The 19978-nt window shown below is 54.7% G+C and carries 32 protein-coding genes; 29 read left to right on the top strand and 3 right to left on the bottom strand.

The genetic code is table 11. The annotated features are described in order from the left end of the window. Positions 1-40 precede the first annotated feature (40 nt). From tuf to ASD8599_RS15965, 8 genes are all read left to right on the top strand, one after another. The gene (gene tuf, locus ASD8599_RS16000) at positions 41-1216 is read left to right on the top strand and encodes an elongation factor Tu (protein ID WP_108829459.1); all 1176 of its coding nucleotides are present in this window, start codon (positions 41-43) and stop codon (positions 1214-1216) included. 187 nt (positions 1217-1403) lie between these two features. Beyond that, positions 1404-1943, top strand: a complete 540-nt coding sequence (locus ASD8599_RS15995) for a hypothetical protein (RefSeq protein ID WP_245926070.1) — start codon at positions 1404-1406, stop codon at positions 1941-1943. A gap of 8 nt (positions 1944-1951) precedes the next feature. Continuing rightward, the gene (locus tag ASD8599_RS20320) at positions 1952-2359 is read left to right on the top strand and encodes a hypothetical protein (protein ID WP_108829458.1); all 408 of its coding nucleotides are present in this window, start codon (positions 1952-1954) and stop codon (positions 2357-2359) included. A 348-nt stretch (positions 2360-2707) separates the two neighbouring features. Then, entirely contained in the window at positions 2708-3025 is a 318-nt protein-coding gene (gene rpsJ / locus ASD8599_RS15985) for a 30S ribosomal protein S10 (RefSeq protein WP_011567658.1), read from the top strand. 15 nt (positions 3026-3040) lie between these two features. Next, complete coding sequence (gene rplC, locus ASD8599_RS15980; protein WP_108829457.1) at positions 3041-3766, top strand: 50S ribosomal protein L3; 726 nt, start codon at positions 3041-3043, stop codon at positions 3764-3766. Next, the gene (rplD, locus tag ASD8599_RS15975) at positions 3763-4380 is read left to right on the top strand and encodes a 50S ribosomal protein L4 (protein ID WP_108829456.1); all 618 of its coding nucleotides are present in this window, start codon (positions 3763-3765) and stop codon (positions 4378-4380) included. The genes rplC and rplD overlap by 4 nt, the downstream gene beginning before the upstream one ends. Next, a complete protein-coding gene (locus tag ASD8599_RS15970; RefSeq protein ID WP_108829455.1) occupies positions 4377-4673 on the top strand; it encodes a 50S ribosomal protein L23 in 297 nt (98 codons plus the stop codon). Before rplD ends, ASD8599_RS15970 begins: the two co-directional genes overlap by 4 nt. A gap of 152 nt (positions 4674-4825) precedes the next feature. After that, positions 4826-5479, top strand: a complete 654-nt coding sequence (locus ASD8599_RS15965) for a DUF4272 domain-containing protein (protein WP_181364516.1) — start codon at positions 4826-4828, stop codon at positions 5477-5479. Positions 5480-5868: 389 nt separating this feature from the next. On the opposite strand, the gene ASD8599_RS15960 is transcribed toward ASD8599_RS15965, so the two are convergent. Continuing rightward, a complete protein-coding gene (locus ASD8599_RS15960) occupies positions 5869-6477 on the bottom strand; it encodes a hypothetical protein (RefSeq protein ID WP_108829453.1) in 609 nt (202 codons plus the stop codon). 209 nt (positions 6478-6686) lie between these two features. Here ASD8599_RS15960 and rplB point away from each other — a divergent pair, with 209 nt between their 5' ends. The 6 genes from rplB to ASD8599_RS15925 all read left to right on the top strand — a co-directional run bounded on the left by rplB (position 6687) and on the right by ASD8599_RS15925 (position 9819). After that, on the top strand, positions 6687-7529 hold the full coding sequence (rplB, locus tag ASD8599_RS15955; protein WP_108829452.1) for a 50S ribosomal protein L2: 843 nt from the start codon (positions 6687-6689) through the stop codon (positions 7527-7529). A gap of 3 nt (positions 7530-7532) precedes the next feature. Further along, the gene (rpsS, locus tag ASD8599_RS15950; RefSeq protein WP_108829451.1) at positions 7533-7811 is read left to right on the top strand and encodes a 30S ribosomal protein S19; all 279 of its coding nucleotides are present in this window, start codon (positions 7533-7535) and stop codon (positions 7809-7811) included. After that, on the top strand, positions 7808-8200 hold the full coding sequence (gene rplV / locus ASD8599_RS15945) for a 50S ribosomal protein L22 (RefSeq protein ID WP_108829450.1): 393 nt from the start codon (positions 7808-7810) through the stop codon (positions 8198-8200). The genes rpsS and rplV overlap by 4 nt, the downstream gene beginning before the upstream one ends. Further along, a complete protein-coding gene (gene rpsC / locus ASD8599_RS15940; protein WP_108829449.1) occupies positions 8200-8907 on the top strand; it encodes a 30S ribosomal protein S3 in 708 nt (235 codons plus the stop codon). Before rplV ends, rpsC begins: the two co-directional genes overlap by 1 nt. 15 nt (positions 8908-8922) lie before the next feature. Then, positions 8923-9336 carry a 50S ribosomal protein L16 gene (gene rplP / locus ASD8599_RS15935; RefSeq protein WP_108829448.1) on the top strand — a complete coding sequence of 138 codons (414 nt, stop codon included), beginning with the start codon at positions 8923-8925 and terminating at the stop codon, positions 9334-9336. Between the two features lie 171 nt (positions 9337-9507). Further along, complete coding sequence (locus ASD8599_RS15925) at positions 9508-9819, top strand: hypothetical protein (protein ID WP_108829446.1); 312 nt, start codon at positions 9508-9510, stop codon at positions 9817-9819. A 301-nt stretch (positions 9820-10120) separates the two neighbouring features. On the opposite strand, the gene ASD8599_RS15920 is transcribed toward ASD8599_RS15925, so the two are convergent. Both ASD8599_RS15920 and ASD8599_RS15915 read right to left on the bottom strand, forming a co-directional pair. Further along, positions 10121-10696 carry a thermonuclease family protein gene (locus tag ASD8599_RS15920; protein WP_108829445.1) on the bottom strand — a complete coding sequence of 192 codons (576 nt, stop codon included), beginning with the start codon at positions 10694-10696 and terminating at the stop codon, positions 10121-10123. A gap of 160 nt (positions 10697-10856) precedes the next feature. Beyond that, entirely contained in the window at positions 10857-11471 is a 615-nt protein-coding gene (locus tag ASD8599_RS15915) for a 2OG-Fe(II) oxygenase family protein (RefSeq protein WP_108829444.1), read from the bottom strand. 241 nt (positions 11472-11712) lie between these two features. Here ASD8599_RS15915 and rpmC point away from each other — a divergent pair, with 241 nt between their 5' ends. The 15 genes from rpmC to ASD8599_RS15840 all read left to right on the top strand — a co-directional run bounded on the left by rpmC (position 11713) and on the right by ASD8599_RS15840 (position 19849). After that, positions 11713-11916: a 50S ribosomal protein L29 gene (gene rpmC / locus ASD8599_RS15910; RefSeq protein ID WP_108829443.1), complete on the top strand. Its 204-nt coding sequence runs from the start codon at positions 11713-11715 to the stop codon at positions 11914-11916. Positions 11917-11927: 11 nt separating this feature from the next. After that, positions 11928-12158 carry a 30S ribosomal protein S17 gene (rpsQ, locus tag ASD8599_RS15905; RefSeq protein ID WP_108829442.1) on the top strand — a complete coding sequence of 77 codons (231 nt, stop codon included), beginning with the start codon at positions 11928-11930 and terminating at the stop codon, positions 12156-12158. A 76-nt stretch (positions 12159-12234) separates the two neighbouring features. Beyond that, positions 12235-12603 carry a 50S ribosomal protein L14 gene (gene rplN / locus ASD8599_RS15900; RefSeq protein ID WP_108829441.1) on the top strand — a complete coding sequence of 123 codons (369 nt, stop codon included), beginning with the start codon at positions 12235-12237 and terminating at the stop codon, positions 12601-12603. After that, on the top strand, positions 12603-12908 hold the full coding sequence (gene rplX, locus ASD8599_RS15895; protein ID WP_108829440.1) for a 50S ribosomal protein L24: 306 nt from the start codon (positions 12603-12605) through the stop codon (positions 12906-12908). The genes rplN and rplX overlap by 1 nt, the downstream gene beginning before the upstream one ends. Then, positions 12908-13462, top strand: coding sequence for a 50S ribosomal protein L5 (gene rplE / locus ASD8599_RS15890; RefSeq protein ID WP_108829439.1), 555 nt, complete (start codon positions 12908-12910; stop codon positions 13460-13462). Before rplX ends, rplE begins: the two co-directional genes overlap by 1 nt. Positions 13463-13478: 16 nt before the next feature. Next, positions 13479-13784: a 30S ribosomal protein S14 gene (gene rpsN / locus ASD8599_RS15885; RefSeq protein ID WP_108829438.1), complete on the top strand. Its 306-nt coding sequence runs from the start codon at positions 13479-13481 to the stop codon at positions 13782-13784. Positions 13785-13796: 12 nt separating this feature from the next. Beyond that, complete coding sequence (rpsH, locus tag ASD8599_RS15880) at positions 13797-14189, top strand: 30S ribosomal protein S8 (protein ID WP_108829437.1); 393 nt, start codon at positions 13797-13799, stop codon at positions 14187-14189. A 12-nt stretch (positions 14190-14201) separates the two neighbouring features. Beyond that, positions 14202-14735 carry a 50S ribosomal protein L6 gene (rplF, locus tag ASD8599_RS15875; RefSeq protein ID WP_108829436.1) on the top strand — a complete coding sequence of 178 codons (534 nt, stop codon included), beginning with the start codon at positions 14202-14204 and terminating at the stop codon, positions 14733-14735. 11 nt (positions 14736-14746) lie between these two features. Beyond that, a complete protein-coding gene (gene rplR, locus ASD8599_RS15870; RefSeq protein WP_108829435.1) occupies positions 14747-15106 on the top strand; it encodes a 50S ribosomal protein L18 in 360 nt (119 codons plus the stop codon). A 196-nt stretch (positions 15107-15302) separates the two neighbouring features. Next, positions 15303-15881 (top strand): 30S ribosomal protein S5, encoded by a 579-nt coding sequence (gene rpsE, locus ASD8599_RS15865; RefSeq protein ID WP_108829434.1) that lies wholly within the window; start codon positions 15303-15305, stop codon positions 15879-15881. Positions 15882-15884: 3 nt separating this feature from the next. After that, positions 15885-16073, top strand: coding sequence for a 50S ribosomal protein L30 (rpmD, locus tag ASD8599_RS15860; RefSeq protein WP_093922174.1), 189 nt, complete (start codon positions 15885-15887; stop codon positions 16071-16073). 204 nt (positions 16074-16277) lie between these two features. Next, a complete protein-coding gene (locus ASD8599_RS15855; protein ID WP_146188224.1) occupies positions 16278-17039 on the top strand; it encodes a hypothetical protein in 762 nt (253 codons plus the stop codon). Between the two features lie 212 nt (positions 17040-17251). Further along, positions 17252-17719, top strand: coding sequence for a 50S ribosomal protein L15 (gene rplO, locus ASD8599_RS15850; protein ID WP_108829432.1), 468 nt, complete (start codon positions 17252-17254; stop codon positions 17717-17719). Positions 17720-17843: 124 nt separating this feature from the next. Next, a complete protein-coding gene (gene secY / locus ASD8599_RS15845; RefSeq protein ID WP_108829431.1) occupies positions 17844-19205 on the top strand; it encodes a preprotein translocase subunit SecY in 1362 nt (453 codons plus the stop codon). Next, the gene (locus tag ASD8599_RS15840) at positions 19202-19849 is read left to right on the top strand and encodes an adenylate kinase (protein ID WP_108829430.1); all 648 of its coding nucleotides are present in this window, start codon (positions 19202-19204) and stop codon (positions 19847-19849) included. Before secY ends, ASD8599_RS15840 begins: the two co-directional genes overlap by 4 nt. The last annotated feature ends 129 nt before the right edge of the window (positions 19850-19978 follow it).

Here is a 19978-nt window from a genome sequence, read left to right as displayed (position 1 = left end):
GCGTGCGTTGCACGCACTGAAAAATCAAAGGAGCCATCCCATGGCTAAGGAAAAGTTTGAACGCAATAAGCCGCACGTCAACATCGGCACAATCGGCCACGTTGACCACGGCAAAACGACGCTGACAGCGGCGATCACCAAGTACTTTGGTGACTTCCAGGCGTATGACCAGATTGACGGCGCGCCCGAAGAAAAAGCGCGTGGGATCACGATCTCGACCGCGCACGTTGAATACGAGACAGAGACACGCCACTACGCGCACGTCGACTGCCCCGGCCACGCCGACTACGTCAAAAACATGATCACCGGTGCCGCGCAAATGGACGGCGCGATCTTGGTTGTGAACGCGGCTGACGGCCCGATGCCACAAACACGTGAGCACATCTTGTTGGGCCGCCAGGTTGGCATCCCGCACATGGTTGTTTTCATGAACAAAGTGGATCAGGTCGACGATGACGAGCTGCTTGAGCTGGTTGAAATGGAAATCCGTGAGCTGTTGTCCTCTTACGAGTACCCAGGCGACGACATTCCAGTGATCCCTGGTTCCGCTCTGGCAGCCATGGAAGGCCGTGACGAAGCAATCGGCGAAAACGCGATCAAAGCCCTGATGGCTGCGGTTGACGAATACATCCCAACGCCTGAGCGTGCGGTTGACCAGCCGTTCCTGATGCCTGTTGAAGACGTGTTCTCGATCTCCGGTCGTGGTACAGTTGTGACAGGTCGTGTTGAGCGCGGCGTGATCAACGTGGGCGAAGAGATTGAAATCGTTGGCATTCGTGACACAACGAAGACAACCTGCACAGGCGTTGAAATGTTCCGCAAGCTGCTTGATCGTGGTGAAGCGGGCGACAACATCGGCGCATTGTTGCGCGGCGTTGACCGTGAAGGTGTTGAGCGCGGCCAGGTTCTTTGCAAGCCGGGTTCCGTGAAGCCACACACCAAGTTCGAGGCCGAAGCCTACATCCTGACCAAAGAAGAAGGTGGCCGTCACACGCCATTCTTCGCCAACTACCGCCCACAGTTCTACTTCCGTACAACGGATGTGACGGGCACAGTTGCGCTGCCAGAAGGCACGGAAATGGTTATGCCGGGCGACAACCTGAAGTTCGACGTTGAGCTGATCGCGCCAATCGCGATGGAGCAAGGCCTGCGCTTCGCGATCCGCGAAGGCGGCCGCACAGTCGGCGCCGGCGTTGTGTCCAAAATCACTGAGTAAATCGCTTTGCGCCCTTCGGGGCGCACACCGGGTGGCCGTCACCTGCGGTAATTGCTCTGCAAGAGCAATGAGAGCAGAGGCGGAGCACTCAGTCGAAATACGTCAAAAGGCCGCCCCATACACCGGGGCGGCCTTTTTCTTTTTATCTTTCACTGACAATTCATCAAAGACGCATTATCTTAAGCGTATGAAACATATTTTGTCCCCGCTGCGCGCTGTAATTCTTACCCTTGCCATGCTGACGCCTATCCCTGCGTTGGCGGGTTCAATTAACCAATTTGTCGGCAGCTATCTTGGTCAGGCAGATGTTGTTTTGGATGGTGAAACCAAGGGGCGGACAATTCGCGTGGACATGGTTCCAAAGGACGACGGGTTCCAACTGACATGGACCTCTACGTCCTACCGCGACGACGGCGACATCCGCGAAAGCACCAATGAAATCGATTTTGTTCCCAGCGCACGCGACAATATCTACGGCTCCGCGATGAAGACCAACATCTTCGGCAAACAGGTGCCGCTTGATCCGTTGAAAGGACAGCCATTTGTCTGGGCCCGCTTTGAAGAAGAAACCTTTTCGGTGTTTTCTCTGGCGATTACCGAAGGTGGGGAATACGAACTGCAAGAGTACCACCGGACGCTGGCGGACGGCGGTCTGGATTTGCTGTTCCGGAGCGTGAAGAACGGCGTGCCACAACGCGAGATCACGGCGTTCTTGGCGCGGGAGTAGGGGCTGACATGTCGGCGAGCAAAACTAAACTCACGTTCAAAACGCTACAGTTTTCGTGCGACTTGAGTGGATCTGATCTCAATATTGAGATCATTAAAACGCTGCCGGACATTTATGTGCTTCGTGAGGGTATGAAAGGCTCTTTTGAGCCACGGGGACTCTATAAGGACAGTCCGCGACCAGACTCCTACATTTCATTTAACTTCGGAGAAATGACGTTTCCAATTTTTGTATCGACGCTGTGGTCGCATCGAAACATGCTGGCGTCCGTCGGGGATGAGTATCGCCAATGCGATGTGGCCTATTACCACGAAGGTCAGTGCAATTTGGAATTTGCGGTCGCTGAGATGGAGAAACTATCAGAACTTGGGATGGGAATTTCTGTCTCTTGCTATGATGTGAACGACGAGGAATAGCGCCAGCCCGGAATCAAGCGCACAGCGCGCCGGGCAGCACCGGACCGTCCGGCGGGCTGGTGCTTTTGGACAGGGATGCGCTGCCTTTTCGAGGGTCAGCAGGTGCGGCGCGATAAAGTGCCATCCACAAAGGTTCGCCGCACCACCCCACGGTCCTGCGCTGCCCTATGTCAGGTAGGTCAAATTAAGGGTTGATGACTTAACCGACTCCCCCTATACGCCCACTCACGGAACAAGGGTGCGCCATGCGTGCCCTTCTTTATGTTTCGCCAAAAGACGCGATGAGGGCTCTGGATGAGCCATGGTCCTCCTCTCCGTTCTCAATCCCAACTCAAGGGATGACGACATATGGCACAAAGCCAAAATATCCGCATCCGGTTGAAGGCGTTTGACTACCGCGTGCTGGACACATCCACACAAGAGATCGTCAACACTGCCAAGCGTACCGGCGCATCTGTTCGCGGCCCCATTCCGCTGCCGAACAAGATCGAAAAATTCACAGTTCTGCGTGGCCCCCACGTCGACAAGAAATCCCGCGATCAGTTCGAGATCCGCACGCACAAGCGTCTGCTCGACATCGTAGATCCGACCCCACAAACCGTAGACGCGCTGATGAAGCTTGATCTTGCGGCTGGTGTGGACGTCGAGATCAAATTGCAGTCTTAAAGGAGGGTATTGATTATGCGCTCTGGAATTCTCGCAAAGAAAATCGGCATGACCCGGTTGTTCATGGAAGACGGCAAGCAGATCCCTGTGACCGTTTTGCAAATGGACGGCCTGCAGGTCGTGACACAGAAAACAAACGACCGTGACGGCTACACAGCCGTGCAGTTGGGGGCTGGCACCGCGAAAGTAAAGCGCGTCAGCCAAGCGATGCGTGGGCACTTCGCCGCCGCAAAGGTTGAGCCCAAAAGCAAACTGGTCGAGTTCCGCGTCTCTGAAGACAATCTGATCGCCGTTGGCGAAGAGCTCTCAGCTGAGCACTTCCTGGATGGTCAAAAGGTTGACGTGTCAGGCACATCCATTGGTAAAGGTTTTGCCGGTGCGATGAAGCGTCACAACTTTGGCGGTTTGCGTGCGACACACGGTGTGTCCATCTCTCACCGTTCGCACGGCTCCACTGGCCAATGTCAGGACCCGGGCAAAGTTTTCAAAGGCAAGAAAATGGCCGGCCACATGGGCGCAGCCCGCGTGACCACGCAAAACCTTGAGGTTGTGAAAACAGACGCAGACCGCGGCCTGATCATGATCAAAGGCGCGGTCCCAGGCTCCAAAGGCGGCTGGGTCACGGTCAAAGACGCTGTGAAAAAGAAATTGCCAGAAGGCGTGCCGTTCCCGGCCGCTCTGAAATCGGCAGCGGCAGCGGCTCCGGCTGAAGAGGCCCCTGCGGAAGGTGGTGAAGCATGAAACTTGATGTGATCAAAATGGACGGCGGCAAAGCCGGTTCTGTTGACCTGGACGAGGCCCTGTTTGGTCTTGAGCCACGCGCAGACATCTTGCACCGCGTCGTGCGCTGGCAGCGCAACAACGCCCAGGCTGGCACGCACAAGGTGAAAACCCGTCGTGAAGTCAGCTATTCCACAAAGAAGATCTATCGCCAAAAAGGCACCGGTGGCGCACGCCACGGCGCACGTTCGGCCCCGATCTTCCGTGGCGGTGGCGTTTACAAAGGTCCCGTTGTGCGTTCGCACGGCCACGACCTGACAAAGAAGTTCCGCAAACTCGGTCTGCGCCACGCGCTGTCTGCCAAAATGGCAGCTGGTGAGTTGGTGATCATCGAAGATGCAGCGTCTGACGGCAAAACAGCGGCCTTGGCCAAGCAAGTGAAAAACCTCGGTTGGAAACGCGCTTTGGTTATCGATGGGGCCACCGTCAACGAGGACTTCCTCACAGCATCCCGCAACATTGAAGGCTTGGACATCCTGCCAACAATGGGCGCAAACGTATATGACATCCTCAAGCGTGACACACTTGTGCTCACGAAGGCGGGCGTCGAAGCACTGGAGGCTCGCTTGAAATGAGTGCCAAGGCAGAACATTACGACGTGATCCGTAAGCCGATCATCACCGAAAAAGCGACAATGGCATCCGAAAATGGTGCGGTCGTGTTTGAAGTGGCGATCGACAGCAATAAACCGCAGATCAAAGACGCTGTTGAGGCGCTCTTTGGTGTGAAGGTTAAGGCTGTGAACACAACCATCACAAAGGGCAAAGTAAAGCGCTTCCGTGGTGCGTTGGGTAAACGCAAAGACGTCAAAAAAGCATATGTGACGCTCGAAGAGGGCAACACAATCGACGTGAGCACCGGGCTGTAATCAGCGCGATGTGGTGCGCCGAAGGCGACACCTTACGGTGAAATTGAGAAACCCCAGTCTGGAAACAGGCTGGGGTTTTTTTGTTGGCTGGCGTTCCTTGACACTCGGTTTCTAAGGAATAGCCTCCGTGCAGTGCAAGTCGAGGTATGACTATGAGTGAGAACGGAGCGGCGACGCGCAAAGAGAACTCAATTTCTAGGCTTCAAGATCATTCTGTTCCCTATATCGACCACCTCCCTGAGACCAATTCAGAAGAGGATTCACTTCGTCGTTCAAAAGAAGAAGTAGGCCTGAGGATCATCTGTTTAGCTCTGGTTTCGATGAAAGGGGCTGGAGCGGCTGACCAGTTTGTGCATGCGGGTATTGAGCACTATGATGTTGGAGATGCTTTGTCGCCTCTTGAGAGAAGGTTTCTTTTTGACGCTAACGCGACTGATCACGAGAAGCTTCAAGCGTCTTGGCGCACAGAGGCCGCACATGTGCTGCTGTGGTCGGTTGGGTTAGAGGCATCACTATCGTTCCCAACAACGCCCTGCGATTGGAATGCGCTTTGGGAATTGTTTCATGTTGGGAACAGAGAAACTTTCTTGAAGAGTTTGGAATTGAGACCTCAAGCGGAGCTGCTCGATGAAGCGGACTTCATCTACCGCATTCATTGGGCGGTAAGGGAAGCTGGGTTAAGGCAAAAACCTATGCCATCGAATCTGGACGCAGGTGTTGTTATGGAACGGCACTATGCGTTGAATTGGTTAACAACGCATGTTCTGGATGACTTTGGCTGGGATGAAGTATCGACCAATACATGACGCACCCACCAGCCCGGAATCAAGCCGCAGGCGCCGGGCGAGCGATGGGCCGTCCCGCGGCCTAGCGCTTGGATGGGGGGGCACTCCCTAGAGAACACACATAACAGCAGCAGCCATAAAGTGACCCCAACATGTGTCACAGCGCCAGTTCCCGGCCCATCGCGCACCCTCGGTTCCCCAATCAAACCACCAAACCCAACAAAACAAGCCCAACCAGCTTGACCCCATACTCCATCCATCCCGACGACCCCAATCGGCAAGGCTTCGTTGTTGTGTGCAAAGGCGCGTCAAGACGCACCTTACACCCCACCCGGTAAGGCGGGGTTCACCCCGCCCAACAACGCCAGACACGGGCACTGATGTCGCAAACCTAGCCCCGGAACACCCGCCTAAAACCCTTCCAACACATCCCGTAACTTCGGAAATCCAGCCGCGCGCCACGCCAGATTGACCTGCACTTGGGAGCCACCCGCGAAATCAAACGTCGCCTTCACCTCGCCCCTTAGCTTTCGATACTTCTGGGGCACCACCACGAAGGGGCCGCGCATTATGTCGCGGCCTTGGCGGGTGCAGAAGAACTCGCCAGAACCATAGCCCCCGTCCGACAACGCGGTCTTGCCGCGGCACTCGGCGCCGACGGCTTTGTTCCAATAAATGTAGTTGGAGGATCCGTCCCGCTTGCCCACGATGTAACCATATAGGGCGATGACCTCGCCGCCTGGCAATTTCAAAGCCATGGCTGCGGGCAGGGCGAGGCCACGGAGGTCTTCGCCCAGGTGGTTGGTTTTCGGGATGTCGCGGGGCTTTGGCTTGGCGGGGGGCAGGGCAGGATTGGCAGAGGCGTAAGAGACCGAGTAAGCGTCAGGCAAAGGGTCGCCGCAAAGGTCTGCCAGAGTGTCCGTGCCATGCGTAATGTCCCAGTGTCGCTTGGGAAAAACGATACGGGCGCATGCAGGCCCGGTCAAAGGCAAAAGAGCGGCATTGTTGCTTGACCCCACACGCCAACCACCCTATCAGACCCCATCGACAAGGCCCCGGATTCGTTCGGGGCTTCGTTGTTGTTTGCAAAGGCGCATCAAGATGCACCTTACGCAGCACCCGGTAAGGTGGATCTCGATCCACCACACCACACCAAACTCTGGCACCTACGGGGGCCTATAACCACGGCGGGGCAACCCGTCACATAGCAAAACGGAAGACAGACAACATGGCACTCAAGTCGTATAAACCGACGACGCCGGGCCAGCGTGGGCTGGTACTGATCGACCGTTCGGAGCTCTGGAAAGGCCGCCCGGTCAAAGCCCTCACTGAAGGCTTGACGAAAAACGGCGGACGGAACAACACCGGACGGATCACGATGCGCCGCAAAGGCGGTGGGGCAAAGCGCCTCTATCGTATCGTAGATTTTCGGCGCAACAAAATGGATGTATCGGCCACGGTCGAACGCATCGAATATGACCCTAACCGCACAGCCTTTATCGCGCTCGTAAAATACGAAGACGGCGAACAGGCCTACATCCTGGCGCCTCAGCGCCTTGCGGTTGGTGACAAGGTGATCTCTGCGGCCAAAGCAGACATCAAACCCGGTAACGCGATGCCATTTTCGGGCATGCCCATCGGTACAATCATTCATAACATCGAGCTGAAGCCTGGCAAAGGCGGTCAAATCGCCCGTGCTGCCGGCACATACGCCCAGTTCGTGGGCCGTGATGGCGGTTACGCTCAGATCCGCCTGTCTTCAGGCGAGCTGCGTCTGGTGCGTCAGGAATGCATGGCCACCGTTGGTGCCGTGTCCAACCCCGACAACTCGAACCAGAACTTCGGTAAAGCGGGCCGCATGCGTCACAAGGGCATCCGCCCAAGTGTGCGTGGTGTCGTTATGAACCCGATCGACCACCCGCACGGTGGTGGTGAAGGCCGGACCTCTGGTGGTCGTCACCCGGTTTCCCCATGGGGCAAACCAACCAAGGGTGCGCGCACACGCAACAAAAACAAAGCGTCGCAAAAGCTGATCATCCGCTCGCGTCACGCCAAGAAAAAGGGACGCTGATTTATGGGTCGTTCTGTTTGGAAAGGTCCTTTTGTCGACTCTTACGTGTTGAAAAAGGCCGAAGCGTCCCGCGAAAGCGGTCGCAACGAAGTGATCAAAATCTGGTCGCGTCGCTCAACCATCCTGCCCCAGTTTGTGGGCCTCACATTTGGCGTGTACAACGGCCAGAAGCATATCCCGGTGAACGTCTCCGAGGAAATGATCGGTCAAAAGTTTGGTGAATATTCGCCAACACGTACCTACTACGGCCACGCCGCTGACAAGAAAGCGAAACGCAAATGAGCAAGGATAAAAACCCTCGCCGCGTCGCTGATAACGAAGCAATGGCAAAAACACGCATGCTGCGCACCAGCCCTCAAAAGCTGAACCTTGTTGCGCAGATGATCCGTGGCAAGAAAGTCGACAAGGCCCTGACGGACCTGACTTTTTCTAAAAAGCGGATCGCGCAAGACGTGAAAAAATGCCTGCAGTCGGCAATTGCGAACGCAGAAAACAACCACAATCTGGACGTTGACGAGCTGATCGTCGCCGAAGCTTGGGTTGGCAAAAACATGACACTGAAACGCGGTCGCCCTCGTGCCCGTGGTCGCTTTGGCAAGATCATGAAGCCTTTTGCTGAGATCACCATCAAAGTGCGTCAAGTTGAAGAAGTGTCAGGGGAGCAAGCCTAATGGGTAACAAAGTAAATCCAATCGGTATGCGCCTTCAGGTCAACCGTACTTGGGACAGCCGCTGGTATGCGGACACCAAGGATTACGGCGATCTGTTGCTGGAAGACCTGAAAATGCGTGCCTTCATCAAAGAAGAGTGCAAACAAGCGGGCATCGCCCGTGTGATCATCGAGCGCCCACACAAGAAGTGCCGCGTCACGATCCACACTGCACGTCCCGGCGTTATCATCGGCAAAAAAGGCGCAGACATCGAAGTTTTGCGCAAGAAGCTGGCGAACCTTACAGACTCCGAATTGCACCTCAACATTGTTGAAGTTCGCAAGCCGGAACTGGACGCCGCGTTGGTTGGCGAATCCATCGCACAGCAATTGGAACGTCGGGTATCTTTCCGTCGCGCCATGAAGCGTGCCGTTCAGAACGCGATGCGCATGGGGGCCTTGGGCATCCGTGTGAACGTGGCTGGCCGTTTGGGTGGTGCAGAAATCGCGCGTACCGAATGGTACCGCGAAGGTCGTGTGCCTTTGCACACACTGCGCGCCGACATCGATTACGCTCACGTTGAAGCTGAAACTGCCTATGGCATCATCGGCATCAAGACCTGGATCTTCAAAGGCGAGATCATGGAACACGATCCACAGGCACGTGACCGTAAAGCACAAGAACTCCAAGACGGCCCAACACCTCGCGGTGCTGGCGGTCGTCGCTGATAGGAGGGCATTTAGATGCTTCAGCCAAAGCGTACCAAATTCCGCAAGCAGTTTAAGGGCTCTATCAAGGGTCTGGCAAAAGGCGGTTCCGACCTCAACTTCGGCACTTACGGCCTCAAGGCGACTGAGCCTGAGCGTGTGACAGCCCGTCAAATCGAAGCGGCCCGCCGCGCGATGACACGTCACATGAAACGTCAGGGCCGTGTCTGGATCCGTATTTTCCCGGACGTGCCTGTCACAGCCAAACCCATCGAAGTGCGTATGGGTAAAGGTAAAGGCTCCGTTGACCGTTGGGCAGCCAAAGTCAAACCCGGCCGCGTGATGTTCGAGATCGATGGCGTCAACGACGACATCGCCCGCGAAGCCCTGCGTCTGGCGGCGATGAAACTGCCGATCAAGACACGGGTTGTTGTCAGAGAAGATTGGTAACGGACGAAAACGCAAAGCGTTTTATGTTCAGCCGGAGGCAGGGTATTTCGCAGAAATGCCCGTTGCGGCTGCGGTAGAGTTTAAGAAGCCCCCGCCTGAGAAATCGGCGGGGGCTTTTGTTTTCTTTCCGGCTAGTGTTTGCTTTGGTTACAAAGAAAATGGGATCTAAAAATGATGAAGTTAGTTTTGATGGGGTTTCTTTTGAGCTGTGTTAGCGCTGCTGACGCTAGTGAACTGATTTTTAAGCAAGAAATGGATGTTCCATATGGGCAAAATTGGTATGCGGGACATGCAGACAGTTTAGGTCAAAACTCTTTTCACATTTATGTTCGTGGCGAAGGCAAACTTGGCGATTTTTATGGAATATTGTATTTGGACTGCAATCAGGCAGAGTTTTCTAGGTGGGATGCAGTTGGTGGAAATATAGAGAAAGCTGACGTTCCGAATGAAGCCATTGCAGGAATACGTTTCAGCTTTTGCTAATATACAACGCTGCTGAATTGCCCAATCAAAGATTGGGCAGCGCCCGAGACAGGGCTTCGCCCGTTCAACCCTGAAACTGTCCACAGGACAGTTTCCAAGACGGGTCTCACCCTCCCCCATGGGGAGGGCGCTTCGCACCCCCCCCTCGGCTCGGGCGCGGTGTGCCATTTGGCAAACGGGGTCGACCTATTCTCTGGATCAGACGTTTTGCCAAATAACCCCTCTGTGCCGCTCTCGTGCATTTGCTTTGCAAATACCCTGCCGCGCACCGATGACTTTCAATTCCGAGGGGAATTGAAAGTCATCTCCACCGCCCATACCCCCGCAACTTCCGCCGCATCTCGGGGTCTTCCAAATCCTTGTACTTACCTTTGGAAAACACGCCCCCGTCCAAAGCCAACCCGGCTCTAATAATCTCGGCCCCCAAATCACGCCCATCGGGCAAATAGCAGGTGCCGACCAAGCGGTCATAGGATGTCTCTCCAGTCAAAGCGACGGTAATAACCTGCCCCTTACACAGCTTCACCATTTCCCATTTCGATTTCTGCCCCCACGGCTGATCCAGCTCAGGCGCATCAATGCCTGCCAGCCGGATTTTGCACTTGTTGACCACAATCGTGTCGCCATCAATGACCCATGCCTTGCCTTTCAATTCCATCGACGATGGAATGGGGGGCGGGGGCGCGTGATCTACCTTTTTGCGCTGTTGGCTTTGGGGCGGCGCTTTGGGTCTATGAGGCTCAGCCGAGGAAGGACTGGGGGCAGGCGGGCTTTGCGTTTCAGGCGGTGGCTTGTGCTGTTGGCGCGGCTTTTTATCATTGGGCGCGAAGATATAAGTCGCCACGCAAAGGACGAGAATGAGAAAAAGTATTTCCATAAAAATGACCCGCCAAACTCACTAGTACAATGACCAAGGCTACCATTGGTTTTCGATCGTTTGCAAGCAGGGCGGGAAGTGTTGGCGGAGTGCCCAAAACTTCTTTGTGTCGCTTATGGCGTGTCTCTGACACGCCGCCGCGCACCGATTTCACGAAGTTTTAATTCCAAGAGTAGTTGAAACTCACTGAAATTCTTTCATCCTCCGCCATATTCACCGGCACCTCGTGCCGTAGCCAGCTTTCCCATAGCAACACTTCACCCACCTCAGGCGCCACATAAGTGAACGCCTTCAGCTCAGCCCGCGCGTCCTTGGACCGGGCAGGGGCGGCCATCATCATCTGCAAACGCGGATCCTCGAACTTGATGGCACTCGCCCCATCAGGCATCGCCACATAGGTCGTGCCGGAGATCACGGAATGCGGGTGGATGTGGGACGTATGCACGCCGCCTTCGGGCAGGATATTGATCCAGATGTCTTCCAGTTTGATCTCTTTGCCATCCAGATCAAACTCCAGATCGGCCACAAAAGCCGCCACATGGGCGTCCAGCACCTTGACCAGATCGGCAAAGATCGGAAAGCGCCAGGGCAGGTCGGTCAAAGACGCATAAGAGGTGTAGCCGGGAAAGCCGTTGTCCTCACACCACGCTTGGCCCGCCTCATCATCATTGGCGATGGCCCAGCAGGAATTTTCCAGCTCGGATGGATCAATCGCGCCCTGTTGAGACAGATGGGCACGGTAAAGGCGGGTCACGAAGAGGGATGTAATGGACATAGGGTTTGATAGCGCAGGGGATTGCCCGTGGCGAGAGGGCAAAACACCATATATAGACAGCCCGGCGGATCACCCCCGAAGCCAATAAAACATAAGCAAAAACAGTTGCGGGCTAGGGGTTGCCACACCGTGCAAACCCTCCTATACGCAGCCATCTATCATGACCTCCACCAGAATCATGGTCACCCGGACGAATAATCGAAAGCGGGGCCATCTGGTGATGTTGAAAAGGAAAATGGCAATGAATGCCTCAGAACTGCGTGACATGACGCCAGACCAGCTGCGTGACAAGCTGGCGGACGAGAAAAAAGCAAGCTTCAACCTGCGCTTCCAAGCGGCCACAGGTGCACTGGAAAACCCAGCACAAATTCGTGCGGCACGTCGTAACGCTGCGCGCATCAAAACAATTCTGAACGAAAAAGCCGCTGCTGCGGCCGCTGAATAAGGACTGCACCTATGCCTAAGCGTATCTTGACCGGCACAGTGACGTCTGATGCCAACGCCCAAACAGTAACAGTGTCCGTTGAACGTCGCTTCACGCACCCTGTTCTGAAGAAAACCATCCGTAAGTCCAAAAAGTACCGGGCCCACGATGAAAACAATGCCTTCAAAACTGGCGATTCCGTACGCATCATCGAATGTGCGCCAAAGTCGAAGACAAAACGCTGGGAAGTGATCACAGCGTAAGCTGCGTGATCTAACAGTATAATCGAAACCCTAGGGATCAGGCACGCATCGCCCCCTACAGGTCGGGAGAAACCATATGATCCAGATGCAGACAAACCTTGAGGTAGCTGACAATAGCGGCGCACGCCGTGTTCAGTGTATCAAGGTTCTGGGTGGTTCCAAGCGTAAGTACGCATCCGTAGGCGACATCATTGTCGTCTCGGTTAAGGAAGCCATTCCTCGTGGTCGTGTTAAGAAAGGTGACGTCCGTAAGGCCGTTGTCGTTCGCACGGCAAAAGAAGTTCGCCGCGATGATGGCACAGCCATCCGCTTTGACGGCAACGCCGCAGTTATTCTGAACAACAACAACGAACCAATGGGTACACGTATCTTTGGGCCAGTTGTTCGCGAATTGCGCGCCAAAAACTTCATGAAAATCATTTCCCTCGCTCCGGAGGTGCTGTGATGGCTGCTAAGCTGAAAAAAGGCGACAAGGTCGTCATGCTGACCGGCAAGGACAAAGGCAAAGAGGGTACAATCTCTTCCATTGATCCAAAAGCGGGCAAGGCCGTTGTTGAAGGTCTGAACATCGCCATCCGCGCGACACGTCAGTCTCAAGAATCCCAAGGTGGCCGTATTCCAAAAGCCATGCCAATCGCGCTCAGCAACCTCGCGTTGCTGGATGCAAACGGCAAAGCCACACGCGTTGGCTTTAAAATGGATGGTGACAACAAAGTGCGTTACGCCAAGACAACAGGGGATGTTATCTAATGGCTGATTATACACCCCGTCTGAAATCGGTATACACGGATACAATCCGTCCGGCGATGAAAGAAGAATTTGGCTACAAAAACGACATGCAGATCCCGCGTCTGGACAAAATCGTCCTGAACATCGGGTGTGGCGCTGAAGCGGTTCGCGACAGCAAGAAAGCCAAGTCTGCACAGGAAGATCTGACAGCGATTGCTGGCCAGAAAGCCATGACAACCATCGCCAAGAAATCCATCGCGGGCTTCCGCGTACGTGAAGACATGCCTTTGGGCACGAAAGTGACCCTGCGCGGCGCACGTATGTATGAATTCCTTGATCGTCTGATCACGATTGCAATGCCTCGTATCCGCGACTTCCGCGGCGTATCTGGAAAATCTTTTGATGGTCGTGGCAACTATGCCATGGGCATGAAAGAGCACATCGTGTTCCCGGAAATCGACTTTGATAAAGTGGATGAGACCTGGGGCATGGACATCGTTATCGCCACAACGGCGAAGACCGACGACGAAGCAAAGAGCCTGTTGAAAGCTTTCAACATGCCCTTCAACTCGTAAGCGGGAAGGATAGCACATGGCTAAAAAATCAATGATCGCGCGTGAAGTAAAACGCGAAAAGCTGGTGAAAAAGTATGCTGCAAAGCGTGCCGAGCTGAAAGCAATCATCAGCGACCAGGAAAAGCCGATGGAAGAGCGTTTTCGCGCGTCCTTGGCCTTGGCGAAACTGCCGCGCAACAGCTCTGCTGTTCGTTTGCACAACCGCTGCCAACTCACCGGTCGTCCGCACGCGTACTACCGTAAACTGAAAATTTCGCGGATCGCGTTGCGGGATCTCGGCTCTGCCGGTCAAATCCCCGGCATGGTCAAGTCAAGCTGGTAAGGAGAGCATAAGATGAACGATCCTATCGCAGATATGCTCACACGTATCCGGAACAGCCAATTGCGCGGCAAGTCCACCGTTGAAACACCAGCGTCAAAGCTGCGTGCATGGGTGCTGGACGTGCTGGCGGACGAAGGCTACATTCGCGGCTACGAAGCAACGACAGGCAAAGACGGCCACCCGGCCATCGAAATCAGCCTGAAGTATTACGAGGGCGAACCTGTAATTCGCGAGTTGAAGCGGGTCTCTAAACCCGGTCGTCGCGTTTACATGGGCGTCAATGACATTCCTGTTGTCCGTCAGGGCCTTGGTGTGTCGATTGTCTCCACCCCAAAGGGTGTGATGTCGGACGCAAGCGCACGTGCAGCCAATGTTGGCGGCGAAGTGCTCTGCACCGTATTCTAAGGAGATACATCAATGTCTCGTATTGGTAAAAAACCAGTCGCTCTTCCTGCAGGCGTTTCCGCCTCCATGTCGGGCCAAACGATCGAAGTCAAAGGTCCGAAAGGCACGCGTACGTTCAAAGCAACGGACGATGTGACAATCGCGATCGAAGACGGCGCTGTCACTGTGACACCACGCGGCAAATCCAAGCGCGCACGCCAGCAGTGGGGCATGAGCCGCACGATGGTTGCAAACTTGGTGACCGGCGTGACCGACGGTTTCAAGAAAGAACTTGAAATCCAAGGTGTTGGTTATCGTGCGACAATGAACGGCAACACGTTGAAACTGAACCTCGGCCTGTCCCATGACGTCGACTACACCGCCCCTGAAGGCGTGACAGTCACGGCGCCAAAGCAGACCGAAATCGTTGTGGAAGGCATCGACGACCAACTTGTGGGTCAAGTCGCTGCGAACATTCGCGCATGGCGTAAACCAGAGCCCTACAAAGGCAAAGGTATCCGCTATAAGGGCGAATTCGTCTTCCGCAAAGAAGGCAAGAAGAAGTAAGGACGCACACAATGGCAAACAGCAAAAGAACTCTGTTTCTGAAGCGCCGTATGCGCGTTCGGAACAAACTCCGCAAAGTGAACGCAGGACGCATGCGTCTTTCCGTTCACCGTTCGAACAAAAACATCTCAGTTCAGCTGATCGACGATGTGAATGGCAAGACGCTCGCGTCCGCCTCCACATTGGAAAAAGGTTTGGGCTCGGTTGGCAAAAACAACGTCGAAGCAGCGACAAAAGTGGGCGCGGCGATTGCCGAGCGTGCGAAGAAAGCTGGCGTTGAAGAAGCGTACTTCGATCGCGGTGGTTTCTTGTTTCACGGCAAAGTCAAAGCGGTTGCAGATGCAGCACGCGAAGGCGGCCTGAAAATCTAAACGGCAGGGTGCACCAAGGTGCACCTTACCCGTAAACGATCCAGCGTAAGGCGTATCTTGATACGCCCCGCACCCCAAAACAACAGCGCAGGCGGGGATCCCCTCCGCCTCGATGATCCGGGGGCTTCTGGCCCACTTGGATTGACCAAACGAGCGCCCGCCTTAAAGCAGCGCCACCAATCAAAGGATGTTCTCAATGGCAGAACGTGAAAACCGTCGCGGCCCACGCCGTGATCGTGACGAAACACCGGAATTCGCAGACCGCTTGGTCGCGATCAACCGCGTCTCCAAAACAGTAAAAGGTGGTAAGCGCTTCGGCTTCGCAGCCCTCGTGGTTGTTGGCGACCAAAAAGGCCGCGTTGGCTTTGGCAAAGGTAAAGCAAAAGAAGTACCTGAAGCCATCCGCAAAGCCACAGAGCAAGCCAAACGCCAAATGATCCGCGTTCAGCTGCGCGAAGGCCGCACATTACACCACGACATGGAAGGCCGCCACGGCGCCGGCAAAGTTGTGATGCGGACAGCGCCTGAAGGTACTGGTATCATCGCCGGTGGTCCAATGCGTGCTGTGTTCGAAATGTTGGGCATCAAGGACGTTGTGTCCAAGTCCATCGGCTCGCAGAACCCGTACAACATGATCCGCGCCACCATGGACGGCCTCAAGAAAGAGTCCTCCCCTCGCTCCGTCGCTCAGCGCCGCGGCAAAAAGGTGGCTGACATCCTGCCCAAGCGCGACGACGCGCCAGCAGCTGAAGCTGCTGCGACTGAGGAGGCCTAAACCATGGCTAAAACAATCGTCATCAAACAGGTGGGCTCGCCCATCCGTCGCCCTGCAAAACAGCGTGCAACATTGATCGGTCTCGGCCTGAACAAAATGCACAAAACACGCGAGCTGGAAGACACCCCTTCCGTGCGTGGTATGGTGAACTCGATCTCTCACATGGTCGAAATCATCGAAGAAAAGGGGTGAATTCCGGTCCGCACCTTCGGGTGCGGCAAACGCTCCAGTGGAGCGTTTGAGGATTTCACGGGCGACGCCCCGGTATTTCAGAAGTTCTGGACGCAACCCGTAAGGTGCACCTTGGTGCACCACATGATTGTAGAAACGCCCCGTGGAAACACGGGGCGTTTCTGCATTTTGTAACGAGGGATCAAACTTGCGAAGAGTAAGGTTGTGCTGTCTGATGCCAAAATGAAAATACCTCTTTCAGATCCGATTTGGTCCCGCCTTTACAGTGCGCATGGTCTTGAAGACATACAGGACGTGCTTCGCATATTGCGAGAGGCTTGGGATGCCGACGTGGCAGATGACCTGTTTTGGGAAAGCTTGCACCACCAAGACACCCTCTACCCCGCGACGTATGCGGCCTTACCTTGGATTTTGGACATAGCGCCAAAGGATGACATCGAACATAAGGTTTTCGCGTCTACGGTTCTCGCCAATTGCGAGGACCATCGAAACCCAAGCGAATACTCATTTCAAGGTCTATCCTTGACCCTCAACGATCATGCGCATTCTTGGGTCCCAAGCAAACTGAATGAAAATGATATGAAACAGCTGTCTCACTTACAAGATTGGTTCGGAGCTCAGCGGCAAAGCCTCTCAAAGATGTGTTTAGACGCGATCCCAGGTCGTGACCCAGACACCATCCTGTACCTTTTGTACGGACCTTTAGAGACTTTAGGTGCAGGGCCTCTCGGAACGGCGCTCCAGTTTTGGGACAACGGGGAAAGGCTCGAAACCATTTTGAATGAATTGCCAAGTCCAACTCAAGACCAATTGCGCGTCGGAGATGAAATAGCAGAACTATTGAGCGAAAACGCATCGGATATTTTTTCATTTGTCTCTGAATGGATCGCAGCGGTTTCCGAGAAAGCGGGGCTTCAACTGCCTCAGGCGCAACAAATGCAGCTAATTCTTAGCAGCGACCCGTAAGAAAAAAAGACCGGAACAACAGCCAGAAAGTTTGGATAGTGAGGCAGCTTCAAATAACGCGATTGGCGCACCGCTTGCATCCTGCGCTTGATCCCAAACCAGACCTCGTCTATACGCCCCCAGTGGGTCGTAGGCCCGCGATAAGAATCATGAAACGCCGCGTCTGACCGCTCCCGTCGCTGGGGGTCATTTCCGGCAAAAGGAGAAGCGACATGAAACTGAATGAACTCCGTGACAATCCTGGTGCAACCAAGCCACGCAAACGCGTTGGTCGTGGTCCCGGTTCCGGCACCGGTAAAATGGGTGGCCGTGGTATCAAAGGTCAAAAATCCCGTTCGGGTGTAGCGATCAACGGTTATGAAGGCGGCCAGATGCCTTTGTACCAACGTCTGCCAAAGCGTGGCTTTAACAAGCCGAACCGCAAGGCCTATGCCGTTGTAAACCTTGGTCTGATCCAGAAATTCATCGACGCCAAGAAACTGGACGCCAAAGCCGTCACCGAAGACGCGCTGATCGAATCCGGTTTGGTCCGTCGCAAGCTGGACGGTATCCGCGTTCTGGCGAAAGGCGAATTGACAGCCAAAGCGACAATCACTGTCACTGGCGCCTCCAAATCTGCCATTGAAGCCGTTGAAAAAGCAGGCGGTTCTTTGACTGTTGCTGCAGCGGCGGCTGAGTAAGCCCTTGAACGCCCTTGTGGGCGGCCCAAGGGCCGCCTACATTGGCTAGAGTTTTCCATTCGCCGCCCACCGGAAAACGGTCAGGGCGGCGTTTTGCCAAAAAAGCCAAAGAAAGAGCCACCTTATGGTATCTGCCGTCGAGAACATGGCCGCCAACACCAGCTGGTCCGCATTGGGCAAAGCCACGGATTTGCGCAACCGCATCCTGTTTACGCTGGGTTTGCTGATCGTCTACCGCCTGGGCACCTTTATCCCGGTGCCGGGTATTGATGGTGCCGCTTTGCAGCAGTTCATGGAGGACGCAGGCCAAGGCATCGGCGGCATGGTATCCATGTTCACGGGCGGCGCGTTGGGTCGGATGGGCATCTTTGCCCTTGGTATTATGCCATATATTTCGGCGTCCATTATCGTACAGCTTCTGACCTCTATGGTTCCTTCTTTGGAGCAACTGAAAAAAGAAGGCGAACAGGGCCGCAAAAAGATCAACCAATATACGCGCTACGGCACGGTTGCTTTGGCCACATTGCAGGCCTACGGTCTGGCAGTATCGCTTGAATCTGGCGGTTTGGTCACTGAGGGCGGACTGTATTTCCGAGTGGCTTGCCTGATCACTCTTGTCGGCGGCACAATGTTCTTGATGTGGCTGGGTGAGCAGATCACAGCACGCGGCATTGGCAACGGTATTTCCCTTATCATCTTCGTCGGCATCATCGCCGAAGTGCCTGCCGCATTGGCACAGTTCTTTGCCTCTGGTCGGTCCGGTGCTATCAGCCCCGCGATCATCATCGGCGTGATCTTGATGGTGATTGTGACCATCATGTTTGTGGTCTTCATGGAACGGGCGCTGCGCAAGCTGCATATTCAGTACCCGCGACGCCAAGTCGGCATGAAGGTTTATGACGGCGGTTCCAGCCACTTGCCCATCAAAGTGAACCCAGCGGGAGTTATCCCTGCGATCTTCGCATCGTCATTGCTGCTACTGCCTGTCACGATCAGCACGTTCTCGGGCAACTCGACCAACCCTATCATGTCCTGGTTGTTGGCCAACTTTGGTCCGGGCCAGCCGCTTTACCTGCTGTTCTTTGTCGCGATGATCGTGTTTTTTGCCTATTTCTACACGTTCAATGTGTCGTTCAAGCCGGAGGAAGTCGCAGACAACCTGAAGAACCAAAACGGCTTTGTGCCAGGCATTCGCCCCGGCAAAAAGACAGCGGAATATCTTGAGTATGTGACGAACCGTATTCTGGTCCTTGGCTCTGCGTATCTTGCTGCCGTGTGTTTGTTGCCGGAAATTTTGCGCGGTCAGTTTGCTATTCCGTTCTATTTTGGCGGGACGTCTGTTTTGATCGTGGTGTCTGTCACCATGGACACCATCCAACAGGTTCAAAGCCATTTGCTGGCGCATCAGTACGAAGGTCTGATTGAGAAGTCGAACCTGCGCGGCAAAAGTAAAACCCGCAAGAAACGGAGCCCAGTACGTCGATGAACATTATTCTGCTTGGGCCTCCTGGGGCTGGGAAAGGGACGCAAGCGCGTCATTTGGTTGAAACGCGTAACATGGTGCAGCTGAGCACAGGCGATATGTTGCGCGCAGCCAAGGACAGTGGCAGTGAGATGGGCAAGATCGTGGCAGATGTCATGGCGCGTGGTGCGTTGGTGACAGACGAGATCGTTATCGGCCTGATCCGCGAGCAGTTGAACACAGTCAAAGCGGATGGGTTCATCTTTGATGGGTTCCCACGGACTTTGGCGCAGGCCGATGCTTTGACAGAACTGCTGGCCACCGAAGGCGAAAGCCTCGATGCGGTGATCGAAATGGAAGTCGACGACGAAGCGTTGGTAGCGCGGATCACCGCGCGTTCCACCTGCGGCGGTTGTGGTGAGGTCTACAATGACAATACCAAGCCGGAACCGGCTGACGGTAAATGTTCCAATTGTGGTGCGGAGGGCAAATTCCAACGTCGGGCAGATGACAACGAAGAAAGTCTAAAGACCCGTCTTATGGAATATTATAAAAAGACGTCGCCTTTGATCGGCTATTACTATGCGAAGGAAATGTTGAATAAGCTTGATGGCCTAGGAGACATTGAAACGGTGCAAGGCGACATCGCAAAAATCCTCGACGCGTGAAGCCGGTCTGGGTTTGCGCCGCGGTGCTTGCCGTTTGGTTAGCGCCGCATATCGCAATCTCCGACGCTCAGCGTTTTCTTCCTGACCCTGATTTGTGTGATGCCCGTATCGGCACACTAAAGACTTTGA

This window comes from Ascidiaceihabitans donghaensis, assembly GCF_900302465.1.
GTDB classification, from domain to species: Bacteria; Pseudomonadota; Alphaproteobacteria; order Rhodobacterales; family Rhodobacteraceae; genus Ascidiaceihabitans; species Ascidiaceihabitans donghaensis.
Note: the sequence above shows the minus strand (reverse complement) of the source record. Positions and strands in the feature narration are given on the sequence as shown.

What these genes read in the sequence shown, in the direction of transcription:
- tuf (WP_108829459.1), top strand. Translation starts at nt 41, where the DNA reads ATGGCTAAGGAAAAGTTTGAACGCAATAAGCCGCACGTCAACATCGGC.
- ASD8599_RS15995 (WP_245926070.1), top strand. Translation starts at nt 1,404, where the DNA reads ATGAAACATATTTTGTCCCCGCTGCGCGCTGTAATTCTTACCCTTGCC.
- ASD8599_RS20320 (WP_108829458.1), top strand. Translation starts at nt 1,952, where the DNA reads ATGTCGGCGAGCAAAACTAAACTCACGTTCAAAACGCTACAGTTTTCG.
- rpsJ (WP_011567658.1), top strand. Translation starts at nt 2,708, where the DNA reads ATGGCACAAAGCCAAAATATCCGCATCCGGTTGAAGGCGTTTGACTAC.
- rplC (WP_108829457.1), top strand. Translation starts at nt 3,041, where the DNA reads ATGCGCTCTGGAATTCTCGCAAAGAAAATCGGCATGACCCGGTTGTTC.
- rplD (WP_108829456.1), top strand. Translation starts at nt 3,763, where the DNA reads ATGAAACTTGATGTGATCAAAATGGACGGCGGCAAAGCCGGTTCTGTT.
- ASD8599_RS15970 (WP_108829455.1), top strand. Translation starts at nt 4,377, where the DNA reads ATGAGTGCCAAGGCAGAACATTACGACGTGATCCGTAAGCCGATCATC.
- ASD8599_RS15965 (WP_181364516.1), top strand. Translation starts at nt 4,826, where the DNA reads ATGAGTGAGAACGGAGCGGCGACGCGCAAAGAGAACTCAATTTCTAGG.
- rplB (WP_108829452.1), top strand. Translation starts at nt 6,687, where the DNA reads ATGGCACTCAAGTCGTATAAACCGACGACGCCGGGCCAGCGTGGGCTG.
- rpsS (WP_108829451.1), top strand. Translation starts at nt 7,533, where the DNA reads ATGGGTCGTTCTGTTTGGAAAGGTCCTTTTGTCGACTCTTACGTGTTG.
- rplV (WP_108829450.1), top strand. Translation starts at nt 7,808, where the DNA reads ATGAGCAAGGATAAAAACCCTCGCCGCGTCGCTGATAACGAAGCAATG.
- rpsC (WP_108829449.1), top strand. Translation starts at nt 8,200, where the DNA reads ATGGGTAACAAAGTAAATCCAATCGGTATGCGCCTTCAGGTCAACCGT.
- rplP (WP_108829448.1), top strand. Translation starts at nt 8,923, where the DNA reads ATGCTTCAGCCAAAGCGTACCAAATTCCGCAAGCAGTTTAAGGGCTCT.
- ASD8599_RS15925 (WP_108829446.1), top strand. Translation starts at nt 9,508, where the DNA reads ATGATGAAGTTAGTTTTGATGGGGTTTCTTTTGAGCTGTGTTAGCGCT.
- ASD8599_RS15920 (WP_108829445.1), bottom strand. Translation starts at nt 10,696, where the DNA reads ATGGAAATACTTTTTCTCATTCTCGTCCTTTGCGTGGCGACTTATATC.
- ASD8599_RS15915 (WP_108829444.1), bottom strand. Translation starts at nt 11,471, where the DNA reads ATGTCCATTACATCCCTCTTCGTGACCCGCCTTTACCGTGCCCATCTG.
- rpmC (WP_108829443.1), top strand. Translation starts at nt 11,713, where the DNA reads ATGAATGCCTCAGAACTGCGTGACATGACGCCAGACCAGCTGCGTGAC.
- rpsQ (WP_108829442.1), top strand. Translation starts at nt 11,928, where the DNA reads ATGCCTAAGCGTATCTTGACCGGCACAGTGACGTCTGATGCCAACGCC.
- rplN (WP_108829441.1), top strand. Translation starts at nt 12,235, where the DNA reads ATGATCCAGATGCAGACAAACCTTGAGGTAGCTGACAATAGCGGCGCA.
- rplX (WP_108829440.1), top strand. Translation starts at nt 12,603, where the DNA reads ATGGCTGCTAAGCTGAAAAAAGGCGACAAGGTCGTCATGCTGACCGGC.
- rplE (WP_108829439.1), top strand. Translation starts at nt 12,908, where the DNA reads ATGGCTGATTATACACCCCGTCTGAAATCGGTATACACGGATACAATC.
- rpsN (WP_108829438.1), top strand. Translation starts at nt 13,479, where the DNA reads ATGGCTAAAAAATCAATGATCGCGCGTGAAGTAAAACGCGAAAAGCTG.
- rpsH (WP_108829437.1), top strand. Translation starts at nt 13,797, where the DNA reads ATGAACGATCCTATCGCAGATATGCTCACACGTATCCGGAACAGCCAA.
- rplF (WP_108829436.1), top strand. Translation starts at nt 14,202, where the DNA reads ATGTCTCGTATTGGTAAAAAACCAGTCGCTCTTCCTGCAGGCGTTTCC.
- rplR (WP_108829435.1), top strand. Translation starts at nt 14,747, where the DNA reads ATGGCAAACAGCAAAAGAACTCTGTTTCTGAAGCGCCGTATGCGCGTT.
- rpsE (WP_108829434.1), top strand. Translation starts at nt 15,303, where the DNA reads ATGGCAGAACGTGAAAACCGTCGCGGCCCACGCCGTGATCGTGACGAA.
- rpmD (WP_093922174.1), top strand. Translation starts at nt 15,885, where the DNA reads ATGGCTAAAACAATCGTCATCAAACAGGTGGGCTCGCCCATCCGTCGC.
- rplO (WP_108829432.1), top strand. Translation starts at nt 17,252, where the DNA reads ATGAAACTGAATGAACTCCGTGACAATCCTGGTGCAACCAAGCCACGC.
- secY (WP_108829431.1), top strand. Translation starts at nt 17,844, where the DNA reads ATGGTATCTGCCGTCGAGAACATGGCCGCCAACACCAGCTGGTCCGCA.
- ASD8599_RS15840 (WP_108829430.1), top strand. Translation starts at nt 19,202, where the DNA reads ATGAACATTATTCTGCTTGGGCCTCCTGGGGCTGGGAAAGGGACGCAA.